We start from the raw sequence: 12,120 nt of genomic DNA on the forward strand, positions 1-12,120 counted from the left end.
TGTGCACTTGACATTTGCGAAAAAGAAAGTAAAATATTTTACTAAAACAATGCGAGCTGAATAATGGAGGCAGATGCAATGGCGACAATTAAAGATATCGCGCAGGAAGCGGGATTTTCAATCTCAACCGTTTCCCGCGTTTTAAATAACGATGAAAGCCTTTCTGTTCCTGATGAGACACGGGAGAAAATCTATGAAGCGGCGGAAAAGCTCAATTACCGCAAAAAAACAGTAAGGCCGCTGGTGAAACATATTGCGTTTTTATATTGGCTGACAGATAAAGAAGAATTAGAAGATGTCTATTTTAAAACGATGAGATTAGAAGTAGAGAAACTGGCGAAGGCATTCAATGTCGATATGACCACTTATAAAATAGCGGATGGAATCGAGAGCATTCCTGAACATACGGAAGGGTTTATTGCCGTTGGCACATTTTCAGATGAAGAGCTGGCTTTCCTCAGAAATCTCACTGAAAACGGCGTGTTCATCGATTCAACTCCTGATCCCGATCATTTTGACTCGGTAAGGCCCGATTTGGCACAAATGACAAAGAAGACGGTAAACATCCTGACTGAGAAGGGGCATAAGAGCATCGGTTTTATCGGCGGCACATACAAAAATCCGAATACCAATCAGGATGAAATGGACATCCGTGAACAAACCTTCAGATCCTATATGAGGGAAAAAGCCATGCTGGACGAGCGCTATATTTTTTGTCATCGCGGATTCTCTGTAGAAAACGGCTACCGCCTGATGTCAGCAGCGATCGACACATTAGGCGATCAGCTTCCGACTGCTTTTATGATTGCAGCGGACCCGATTGCAGTGGGCTGTCTGCAAGCCCTGAACGAAAAAGGAATTGCCATACCAAACAGGGTAAGCATTGTGAGTATCAACAACATCAGCTTCGCGAAGTATGTCTCGCCACCTCTGACGACGTTTCATATTGATATACATGAATTATGTAAAAATGCTGTTCAATTACTGCTTGAACAAGTGCAGGACAAGAGAAGAACGGTAAAAACATTATATGTGGGGGCAGAATTAATCGTCAGGAAGAGTATGAATGAAGGATGACTTAGGACACTAAGTCATTTTTTTATTTAGGTAAAAAAATTTACTCTAGGAGGTAAATAGTTTGTTTACACATTTTCTCAGGCGTGCTATATTATCTTTAAAGCGCTTTCATTCCTACCGAAAGGGTGACAATCAATGAAAATGGCAAAAAAGTGTTCCGTATTCATGCTCTGCGCAGCTGTCAGTTTATCCTTGGCGGCTTGCGGCCCAAAGGAAAGCAGCAGCGCCAAATCGAGTTCAAAAGGGTCAGAGCTTGTTGTATGGGAGGATAAAGAAAAGAGCATCGGCATTAAAGACGCCGTTGCTGCGTTTGAAAAAGAGCATGATGTGAAGGTCAAAGTCGTTGAAAAACCGTATGCCAAGCAGATTGAAGATTTGCGAATGGACGGACCGGCCGGCACAGGCCCTGACGTGTTAACAATGCCAGGGGACCAAATCGGAACCGCTGTCACGGAAGGATTACTCAAGGAATTACATGTCAAAAAAGACGTTCAATCACTTTATACTGACGCTTCCATTCAGTCTCAAATGGTAGATCAAAAGCTTTATGGACTGCCAAAAGCGGTCGAAACGACTGTCCTTTTTTACAACAAAGATCTCATCTCCGAAAAGGAATTGCCCAAAACGCTGGAAGAGTGGTACGACTATTCCAAAAAGACTGCTAATGGCAGCAAATTTGGCTTTTTAGCCCTATTTGATCAAATTTATTATGCAGAAAGTGTGATGAGCGGATATGGCGGATACATTTTTGGAAAGGCCAAAGATGGGAGCTATAACCCGTCAGACATTGGAATTAATAATGAAGGAGCTGTCAAAGGTGCGGCGCTGATTCAGAAGTTTTACAAAGATGGCCTGTTCCCCGCTGGCATTATTGGAGAACAAGGGATTAACGTATTGGAATCGCTGTTCACAGAAGGAAAAGCCGCCGCAATTATCTCTGGGCCATGGAATGTAGAAGCTTTTTCGAAAGCAGGAATCAATTATGGCATTACGAAACTGCCGAAGCTGGAAAATGGGAAAAACATGAGCTCCTTTATCGGCGTCAAAAGCTACAACGTTAGTGCATTTTCAAAGAATGAAGAGCTGGCGCAAGAATTAGCCGTTTTCCTGGCAAATGAAAAAAATTCTAAAACACGATATGAAGAAACGAAAGAAGTTCCTGCTGTGAAATCCCTAGCCAATGACCCGGCTATTATGAAAAGCGAGGCGGCACGGGCAGTTACTGAACAATCCCGTTTCTCAGAGCCAACACCAAATATTCCGGAAATGAATGAAATATGGACGCCGGCTGATTCAGCATTACAGACGGTTGCAACAGGGAAGGCAGATCCGAAACAAGCATTGGATCAAGCAGCTGAAACGGCCAAAGGACAAATTAAGGCAAAGCACAGCGGAAAATAAAGAGAAAGCTAGATTTGTATTGTAAGAGAGGTGAAAACGGTGCAGCATCGTCAAGTCGCTTTGTTGCTTTCTATCATTCCGGGACTCGGGCAATTTTATAACAAGCAATGGATAAAAGGTATTGTCTTTCTTTTCTTAGGCGCATCGTTTTTTGCGGTCTTTGGAGATCTGCTCAATATGGGGTTTTGGGGAATCTTTACACTGGGAACAGAAGTGCCGCGGGATAATTCCGTTTTTCTGCTGGCGGAAGGGATTATTGCTGTCATCGTGACCTGCTTTGGCCTTGCGGTGTATTATGTAAATCTTCGCGATGCGTTCCAAAGCGGAAAACAGCGTGATGAAAATAAGCCATTAAGTTCCTTAAAGGAACAATACCAGCATATCATTTCTGAGGGCTATCCTTATGTCGTCAGCGGCCCATCTTTGTTTATTTTAATTTTCGCCGTGATCTTTCCTATCTTATTCAGCTTTGCATTAGCGTTTACAAACTATGATTTGTATCATTCTCCTCCTGCAAAATTAATTGATTGGGTCGGTTTTCAAACGTTCGCAAATATTTTCACAGTTGATATTTGGAGGTCGACTTTTTTTGATGTACTGGCTTGGACGGTGGTTTGGACACTTGCTGCATCCACACTGCAAGTCACCTTGGGGATTTTTCTCGCGATCATTGTTAACCAGAAAGACCTTCGGTTTAAACGTTTTTTTCGGACGATTCTGATTTTGCCATGGGCCGTTCCCGGTTTTGTGACGATTTTAATTTTTGCGGGACTGTTTAATGATAGCTTCGGTGCGATGAATCACGATATCTTGGCTTTCTTCGGGATAGATCCGCTTCCGTGGATGACAGATGCCAATTGGTCGAGGCTTGCATTGATTCTCATGCAGGGCTGGCTTGGATTTCCGTACATCTTTCTCGTCTCAACAGGCGTATTGCAATCCATCCCGGACGATCTGTATGAAGCAGCTACGATTGATGGCGCTTCTGTCTTTTCAAAGTTGAGATACATCACGCTTCCAATGGTGTTCATTGCAATGGCTCCGATTATCATTACCCAGTTTACGTTTAATTTTAATAACTTTAATATTATCTATCTATTCAATGGCGGAGGTCCGGCTGTAACCGGATCAACAGCCGGCGGGACAGATATCCTCGTTTCATGGATTTATAAATTGACAATGCAGTCCAGTCAATATTCTCTTGCTGCGGCTTTAACCATTTTATTATCTGTATTTGTTATCTCCATCGCATTGTGGCAATTCAGACAGACAAAGTCTTTTAAAGAGGGGGCATAAGGTATGCTGGCAGATATGAAAGTCAGAAAATATATCCGTCTCCTTTTCTCTTACTTGTTGCTAGCCTTTATGGCGGTCATCATTGTTTATCCTCTCCTTTGGACGGCAGGCGCAAGCTTTAATCCCGGCAACAGCTTAATCAGTACATCCATCATTCCGAAGCATCCGACATTCGATCATTACAAGGAATTATTTGCGGGCAAAGAAAGCCTTCAATATGTGCAGTGGTATGTCAACTCTATGAAGATCAGCCTGTTTACAATGGCAGGGTCTTTGCTCTGTGTGACGTTTACAGCCTATGCGTTTTCACGCTTTCGGTTTAAAGGGAGGAAATATGCTTTAACGCTCTTTTTATTGCTACAGATGATTCCTCAGTTTTCAGCTTTAATTGCCTTGTTTGTGCTGGCGCAAATCTTGGGAATGATCAATAGCCACTGGCTGCTAATCTTGCTTTATATCGGCGGCCTGATCCCGATGAATACGTATTTGATGAAAGGGTACATGGATTCCATTCCGATGGATTTAGACGAAAGCGCCAAGATTGACGGAGCTAGCAGCACCAGAATCTTCTTCCAGATCATTCTGCCATTATCAAAACCGATGGCGGCAGTCGTGGCCATGAACGGCTTTACCGGTCCGCTCGGAGATTTTGTGCTGTCCTCAACCATATTGAGAACGCCTGAATCATATACATTGCCCGTCGGTCTATTTAATTTAGTGAATGATGTCATGGGGGCCAGCTATACGACATTTGCGGCCGGAGCCCTGCTTATCAGCATACCGGTGGCCATCATCTTTATCATGCTGCAAAAGAATTTTGTGTCCGGACTAACCGCAGGCGGAACGAAGGGCTAAGAGAAAAAGGAGGAGAATGTGATGTCAAAGCTTGAAAAAACGCACGTAACAAAAGCGAAATTTATGCTCCATGGGGGAGACTACAACCCCGATCAGTGGCTGGATCGGCCCGATATTTTAGCTGACGATATCAAACTGATGAAGCTTTCTCATACGAATACGTTTTCTGTCGGCATTTTTGCATGGAGCGCACTTGAGTCGGAGGAGGGCGTATATCAATTTGAATGGCTGGATGATATTTTTGAGCGGATTCACAGTATAGGCGGCCGGGTCATATTAGCAACGCCGAGCGGAGCCCGTCCGGCCTGGCTGTCGCAAACCTATCCGGAAGTTTTGCGTGTCAATGCCTCCCGCGTCAAACAGCTGCACGGCGGAAGGCACAACCACTGCCTCACATCTAAAGTCTACCGAGAAAAAACACGGCACATCAACCGCTTATTAGCAGAACGATACGGACATCACCCGACGCTGTTAATGTGGCACATTTCAAACGAATACGGGGGAGATTGCCACTGTGATCTATGCCAGCATGCTTTCCGGGAGTGGCTGAAATCGAAATATGACAACAGCCTCAAGGCATTGAACCATGCGTGGTGGACTCCTTTTTGGAGCCATACGTTCAATGACTGGTCACAAATTGAAAGCCCTTCGCCGATCGGTGAAAATGGCTTGCATGGCCTGAATTTAGATTGGCGCCGGTTCGTCACCGATCAAACGATTTCGTTTTATAAAAATGAAATCATTCCGCTGAAAGAATTGACGCCTGATATCCCTATCACAACGAATTTTATGGCTGACACACCGGATTTGATCCCGTATCAGGGCCTCGACTACAGCAAATTTGCAAAGCATGTCGATGTCATCAGCTGGGACGCTTATCCTGTCTGGCACAATGACTGGGAAAGCACAGCTGATTTGGCGATGAAGGTCGGTTTTATCAACGATCTGTACCGAAGCTTGAAGCAGCAGCCTTTCTTATTAATGGAGTGTACGCCAAGCGCGGTCAATTGGCATAACGTCAACAAGGCAAAGCGCCCGGGCATGAATCTGCTGTCATCCATGCAAATGATTGCCCACGGCTCGGACAGCGTACTCTATTTCCAATACCGCAAATCACGCGGGGCATCAGAAAAATTACACGGAGCGGTTGTGGATCATGACAATAGCCCGAAGAACCGCGTCTTTCAAGAAGTGGCCAAGGTAGGCGAGACATTGGAACGGCTGTCCGAAGTTGTCGGAACGAAGAGGCCGGCTCAAACCGCGATTTTATATGACTGGGAAAATCATTGGGCGCTCGAGGATGCTCAGGGGTTTGCGAAGGCGACAAAACGTTATCCGCAAACGCTTCAGCAGCATTACCGCACATTCTGGGAACACGATATCCCTGTCGACGTCATCACGAAAGAACAAGACTTTTCACCATATAAACTGCTGATCGTCCCGATGTTGTATTTAATCAGCGAGGACACCATTTCCCGTTTAAAAGCGTTTACGGCTGACGGCGGCACCTTAGTCATGACGTATATCAGCGGGGTTGTGAATGAGCATGACTTAACATACACAGGCGGATGGCATCCGGACCTTCAAGCTATATTTGGAGTTGAGCCTCTTGAAACGGACACCCTGTATCCGAAGGATCGAAACGCTGTCAGCTACCGCAGCCAAATATATGAATTGAAGGATTATGCAACCGTGATTGATGTAAAGACAGCTTCAGTGGAAGCGGTGTATCAAGAAGATTTTTATGCGCGCACGCCAGCGGTCACAAGCCATGAGTATCAGCAGGGCAAGGCGTATTTTATCGGCGCGCGTTTGGAGGATCAATTTCAGCGTGATTTCTATGAGTGTCTGATCACAGACCTGTCTCTTTCTCCAGTTTTTCCGGTTCGGCACGGAAAAGGCGTCTCCGTACAAGCGAGGCAGGATCAGGACAATGATTATATTTTTGTCATGAATTTTACGGAAGAAAAACAACTGGTCACGTTTGATCAGAGTGTGAAGGACATAATGACAGGAGACATATTGTCAGGCGACCTGACGATGGAAAAGTATGAAGTAAGAATTTTCGTAAACACACATTAGGCTGATGCTCCGCTCGATATGGGCGGATTCTTTTTTCTATAGAATGAAAACGCTCACTAAGTCTTGGGAGGATGAAATCATGAAAAGCAAAGTGAAAATGTTCTTTGCGGCTGCCATCGTGTGGAGTGCATGTAGTTCAACAGGATATGCCGCTGCCATTGAGAAGGAGAAGCACGTGTCAGAGCTTCGGGCAGAGGATCTTTTTGTTAAAAAAGTAGAGGGAATGAACAAGGACTTTATCAAAGGGGCAGATGTATCCAGCGTTATTGCTTTGGAAAACAGCGGTGTCACCTTTTACAATACAAGCGGAAAACGCCAGGACATCTTTACAACCTTAAAACAGGCTGGGGTCAACTATGTTCGCGTCCGCATCTGGAATCACCCGTATGATTCAAATGGCAATGGGTATGGCGGGGGGAACAATGATGTTCAAAAAGCCATCGAAATCGGAAAAAGAGCGACAGCGAACGGAATGAAGGTGCTGGCCGACTTTCACTACTCTGATTTCTGGGCCGATCCAGCGAAACAAAAGGTGCCCAAAGCCTGGGCGAGTCTCAGCTTTGAAGCAAAAAAAGCAAAGCTCTATGAGTATACGAAACAAAGCCTGCAAAAGATGATCAAGGAAGGCGTTGACATCGGCATGGTTCAGGTCGGAAATGAAACAACAGGAGGATTTGCCGGTGAGACTGATTGGACGAAGATGTGCCAATTATTTAATGAAGGAAGCCGAGCGGTCAGGGAGACAAATTCAAATATTTTGGTCGCCCTGCATTTTACCAATCCTGAAACGGCTGGAAGGTATTCATTTATTGCGGAAACACTCAGCAAAAACAAAGTGGACTATGATGTGTTTGCGAGCTCCTATTATCCTTTCTGGCATGGGACATTACAAAATTTGACCTCCGTGCTGAAGGCTGTTGCCAACACGTACGGCAAAAAAGTCATGGTGGCGGAGACATCGTACACCTATACCGCTGAGGATGGCGATGGGCATGGAAATACAGCACCAAAAAGCGGCCAGACGCTGCCATATCCAATTTCTGTTCAAGGCCAGGCAACCGCAGTAAGAGATGTAATGGAGGCAGTGGCGAATACGGGCAAAGCAGGACTTGGTGTTTTCTACTGGGAGCCGGCGTGGATTCCAGTTGGGCCGAAGACACAGATAGAGAAAAACAAAGTGTTATGGGAAACATACGGATCAGGGTGGGCCTCCAGCTATGCTGCTGAATACGACCCTGAAGACGCCGGGAAGTGGTATGGGGGAAGTGCTGTAGATAATCAAGCTTTATTTGATTTTAATGGACACCCGCTGCCTTCCTTGCAGGTGTTTCAATATGCGGAGTCAGGACATATTCCAAAGAAACGCTGAAACAGAAAAATCCATGAGATGTAACAAATCATTGTTATGTCTCATGGATCATTTTATTTTACATCAACTAATATAAAACATTCGTCATCACTCTTATGATGAGCTTCCTTTTGATGCTTGAGTGATGTAAGGATTTTCTCCTTCAGGTCTGTGATCGGCGAATCAGGATGTTCTTTTAGTAAATCAAATAAATAACATGAAGCCGTAGGATCCATCACGCCATCCGTATACAGAAGCAATCTTCCGCCCTCCGTATATGAAAGGCTGCTTGACTGAAACACTAAGTCTTCAAACATCCCGATCGGAGGCGAAGTCGCGTGAAGCAGATGTTGAGTTCCGCTATCGTCCTGCCAAAGTGCCGGCGGATGCCCTGCGTTGACATAATCAATTCTTTGCCGTGCTATGTCAATCTCGAGATAAATAGCAGTGCAATAATGTCTTGCTTCCTCATCATTTTGAAACAAGCTGTGAAGGTGCCGGTCCAATTCCTTCATAACTTTAACAGGGCTGAGACCTTGCGTGATTTGGCGCTGGAACAAAGGATGAAGAGACATCGTAATCAATGCAGATGAAATTCCGTGCCCCATCACATCAAGGATAATAATGCCGTAACGGTGTTCATCGATTTGATAATATCCGTAAAGATCACCTGACAATTCACTCGATGCATTGTAATAAGAGTCAATCTGAACCTGATCGTTTACAATCGGTTCAGTCAACGAGTTTTTCTGGATCTTTCTGGCGAGTTCAAGCTCTCTTTTGGTGTTTAATTTAAATTGTTGATTTTGTTTGTTGATCTCAAGAAGTTCTTCTTGTTTTGCTTTCAGCGTTTCCAAGGCAATCTCTAACTCCGCATTGGCTTTCTGTTTGGCAAGCAAAGCTTCCTGAGCCTCATTTCTGGCTATCAGCAGCTCATTTTCATATTCATTTCGCTTTCGCATGGGAATAAGAACACAATCAAAGACAGAAGCCCCGCTACCGTGTCTCGCAATAGCATTGATAAGGACGGGAATTTCTTCTCCATCTCTAGCTTTCAGGGAAATGTATATTTCTTCGATGTGATGCTCCAATTTCAAAAGCGGAAAAAAATAAAGCTGGCAGAAAAGCTGTGCGGGAATGGTCAACATCATATTCATATGCTGGCCGATAACCTGCTCCGGTTCATAATCCAGAATCTTGATAAGGGTACGGTTGGCAGCTATGATCGCCCCCTCTTCTGACAAAGCGAGGAAACCGCATGGTGCATCATTCAATTGTTTGTCCATCTAAGAGGGTCACCTCTATCCCTTTCGTTCCTATATCACACGTGTGCTTTTAAATAATCGCCGATCAGCTGTATCGTCTCATCTGGATGGCTCATATGAGGGCAATGTCCGCGAGCCTCCATTTGTTTCAGACTGCTATAAGGCAGATGCTGATGCATATACTTACCTACTGTTGCAGGTGCGATGATATCATCTGCACATTGGAGAATAAGAGAGGGAACCGTTACCTTCGAAAGATCCTCTCGGTGATCAGAAAAAAACGCCGCTTTCGCGAATTGGCGGGCAATGACAGGATCAGTAGAACAAAAACGGCTTTCAAGCTCTTCCTTAATTTCAGGCCGATCTGGCTGATTCAGAACGGTTGCCGCAAATACAGTTGCCCAGCCGATATAATTTTTCTCCATCATCTCCAGCAAGCCAAGGAGCTGCTCCTCTTCAAATCCTCCGTAATACTCAGGCGGATCATTCAAATAGCAAGGAGAAGGCCCCACCATCACCAGATGGGAAAAAAGCTCCGGGCGGCGGATGGATGCAAGCATCCCAATCAAGGCCCCGACGGAGTGCCCCACAAACACGGTTTCCTTCAGATCTAAAGCTTCACAAACATCAAGAACATCTTGGGCATAGCCGTCAAGTGTCTGGTAACGATTCAGGTCATATGCGCGCAAATCTGAATGTCCCGAACCGACGTAATCAAATAAAATCACCCGATGATCTTCTTCAAAGGCAGGTGCCACGGCATTCCACACACTTTGATCGCATCCAAAACCAGGTGCGAACATGATAGATGCTTTGCCGCTGCCTTTCACCTTCACATGATTTCTAGACAAAATCGCTTCGTTCATGATTGGCTCCTTTCAGCCGGAAAGTAATATAAAGTTCAATATGTCTATCATAACACTCGGATGGTTTGAAGAGTGTATCTTTCTATGAAAGTCACAGCAGTTTAAAAGAAAGAGGACATGGGAGATAAAAAAGGTGGATGAATTGGAAGATGCAGGAGGAGGATTGCCTAGATATCGGCGGTGAGAAAGAAAATGACATTTGTCACTCCATCATTATGACACCCCATACTAACATCGTCTTCTCCGTCATTTTACAATCAATGTAAACGATCAGGAGGTGCTCATGTGATGAAAGAAGTAGTAACAGTAAGCAACGTGACAAAACATTTCCATCGAAAAACCGCTGTAAACCACATCAGTTTCAGTATTGAAAAAGGAGAAATTGCAGCCATTCTCGGGCCAAATGGGGCAGGGAAGACGACCGTCATCTCTATGATATTAGGATTGCTGAAACCGAGTGAGGGAGAAATCAAACTATTTAACCGGGTTCCTGATGATCAACAGGTTCGTGAAAAAATAGGTGTAATGCTTCAGGAAGTAAGTGTCATGCCGGGCCTTAAGGTGGATGAAATCCTTGAACTCTTCCGGAGCTATTATCCGAATCCATTGTCCATGAAAGAACTCGTTTCGTTAACAGCACTCACCAAAGAAGATTTGAAAACAAGAGCAGAAAAATTATCCGGCGGACAAAAACGCCGTTTGAGCTTTGCTTTGGCTCTTGCCGGGAACCCGGAGCTGCTTATACTTGATGAACCGACAGTCGGTATGGATACTTCATCAAGACATCGATTCTGGCAGACCATTCACGGACTGTCGGACCAAGGAAAAACAATTATTTTTTCAACTCATTATTTACAGGAAGCAGACGATGCCGCACAGCGAATCCTATTTTTTACTGAAGGACAGCTTGTTGCAGACGACTCACCAATGCAAATCCGCTCAAGAATTCAAAAACAGTCTGTTTCCTTTACGCTTCATTCAAGTGAATCATTGGAAAGGCTGTCTAATCACCCGGAAGTCGAGAGAGTGATCCATGAGTATGAGAGAACCATCATCCAGACATCAAATACAGACAAAGTGTTGGCGCTGATCTTTCAAGAAAACATCCCAGCACGGGATATTCGAATTGAGCAAGCGACGCTCGATGAGGCATTTCGCCAGCTGGCTGACGGCAACAGGGAGGCGATGTGAGTGAACATGCTGCAAAAGCAAAGCATCGCTGAAATGAAAAGGGTGCTTAGGAACAAGTACTTTGTGCTTTGGTCTCTGATCATGCCGATTGCCTTTTATTATTTCTTTACAAATGTAGTGAATACCAACGTCCCTGATCAACGTGCATGGGAAGCCCATTACCTGATGTCGATGACAGTCTTCAGCGTGATGGGTTCCTCTATCATGACGCTGGGCATCCGAATGGTACAAGAACGGTCACAAGGCTGGGCCGCCTTTATCCGCCTTACGCCTCTTCCGGATCATATCTATTTATCAGCTCAGATGATCGGCCAAAGTGTCATTCACGTTTTATCAATTACCGTCATATTTCTGTTCGGCGCAATCATCAATGATATTGCTTTGTCACCGTTTGAATGGATGATGAGCGGACTGTGGATTTTGTTTGGCGCATTGCCTTTTTTAGCATTAGGCACACTAATCGGCCTCATGAGAAAAGTAGAAACAGCGGCCGGAATCAGTAATGTGCTTTATATGCTGCTGGCTTTAGGCGGAGGGATGTGGATGCCGTTTGAGGTCATGCCTGACATGATGCAGAACATTGGCCAGTGGCTTCCGTCTTATCATTTCGGAAGCGGAGCGTGGGAGCTTGTCCGGGGTGGGAGTCCGACCTGGAAAAATATTCTGATATTAATCGCTTATATGATGCTCTTCATGCTACTATCTAAATATATAAGAAGAAAACAAGAAGCGGTGTAAT

General features: G+C 44.9%; 11 protein-coding genes. 9 read left to right on the forward strand and 2 right to left on the reverse strand.

Annotated elements, in window-relative coordinates:
• The first annotated feature begins 78 nt into the window (after positions 1–78).
• The 6 genes from ganR to ganB all read left to right on the forward strand — a co-directional run bounded on the left by ganR (position 79) and on the right by ganB (position 8,080).
• Positions 79–1,077 (forward strand): galactan degradation operon transcriptional regulator GanR, encoded by a 999-nt coding sequence (gene ganR, locus WA279_RS11675; RefSeq protein WP_021480639.1) that lies wholly within the window; start codon positions 79–81, stop codon positions 1,075–1,077.
• 135 nt (positions 1,078–1,212) lie between these two features.
• On the forward strand, positions 1,213–2,478 hold the full coding sequence (gene ganS / locus WA279_RS11680) for an arabinogalactan oligomer ABC transporter substrate-binding protein GanS (RefSeq protein ID WP_046160865.1): 1,266 nt from the start codon (positions 1,213–1,215) through the stop codon (positions 2,476–2,478).
• Between the two features lie 39 nt (positions 2,479–2,517).
• The gene (gene ganP / locus WA279_RS11685; protein WP_014480936.1) at positions 2,518–3,774 is read left to right on the forward strand and encodes an arabinogalactan oligomer ABC transporter permease GanP; all 1,257 of its coding nucleotides are present in this window, start codon (positions 2,518–2,520) and stop codon (positions 3,772–3,774) included.
• A gap of 3 nt (positions 3,775–3,777) precedes the next feature.
• Positions 3,778–4,629: an arabinogalactan oligomer ABC transporter permease GanQ gene (ganQ, locus tag WA279_RS11690; RefSeq protein WP_015714737.1), complete on the forward strand. Its 852-nt coding sequence runs from the start codon at positions 3,778–3,780 to the stop codon at positions 4,627–4,629.
• A gap of 18 nt (positions 4,630–4,647) precedes the next feature.
• Positions 4,648–6,711, forward strand: coding sequence for a beta-galactosidase GanA (gene ganA, locus WA279_RS11695; RefSeq protein ID WP_336155467.1), 2,064 nt, complete (start codon positions 4,648–4,650; stop codon positions 6,709–6,711).
• A 79-nt stretch (positions 6,712–6,790) separates the two neighbouring features.
• Positions 6,791–8,080, forward strand: a complete 1,290-nt coding sequence (ganB, locus tag WA279_RS11700; RefSeq protein ID WP_336155468.1) for an arabinogalactan endo-beta-1,4-galactanase — start codon at positions 6,791–6,793, stop codon at positions 8,078–8,080.
• Positions 8,081–8,133: 53 nt separating this feature from the next.
• Here ganB and rsbP read toward each other — a convergent pair whose 3' ends face one another.
• Complete coding sequence (gene rsbP / locus WA279_RS11705; protein WP_336155469.1) at positions 8,134–9,345, reverse strand: phosphoserine phosphatase RsbP; 1,212 nt, start codon at positions 9,343–9,345, stop codon at positions 8,134–8,136.
• A 35-nt stretch (positions 9,346–9,380) separates the two neighbouring features.
• Positions 9,381–10,190 carry a sigma factor SigB/phosphatase RsbP regulator RsbQ gene (gene rsbQ, locus WA279_RS11710; protein WP_003228292.1) on the reverse strand — a complete coding sequence of 270 codons (810 nt, stop codon included), beginning with the start codon at positions 10,188–10,190 and terminating at the stop codon, positions 9,381–9,383.
• A 137-nt stretch (positions 10,191–10,327) separates the two neighbouring features.
• Between rsbQ and WA279_RS11715 the strand changes: the two genes are divergently transcribed.
• The 3 genes from WA279_RS11715 to WA279_RS11725 are packed head-to-tail and all read left to right on the forward strand — an operon-like array spanning position 10,328 to position 12,119.
• A complete protein-coding gene (locus WA279_RS11715) occupies positions 10,328–10,456 on the forward strand; it encodes a hypothetical protein (RefSeq protein WP_336155470.1) in 129 nt (42 codons plus the stop codon).
• A 19-nt stretch (positions 10,457–10,475) separates the two neighbouring features.
• Positions 10,476–11,381 (forward strand): ABC transporter ATP-binding protein, encoded by a 906-nt coding sequence (locus WA279_RS11720; RefSeq protein WP_336155471.1) that lies wholly within the window; start codon positions 10,476–10,478, stop codon positions 11,379–11,381.
• The gene (locus tag WA279_RS11725) at positions 11,382–12,119 is read left to right on the forward strand and encodes an ABC transporter permease (protein WP_336155472.1); all 738 of its coding nucleotides are present in this window, start codon (positions 11,382–11,384) and stop codon (positions 12,117–12,119) included.
• Position 12,120 lies beyond the last annotated feature (1 nt).

The organism is Bacillus sp. 204(2023) (assembly GCF_037027505.1).
In the GTDB taxonomy this organism is placed as follows: Bacteria; Bacillota; Bacilli; order Bacillales; family Bacillaceae; genus Bacillus; species Bacillus subtilis.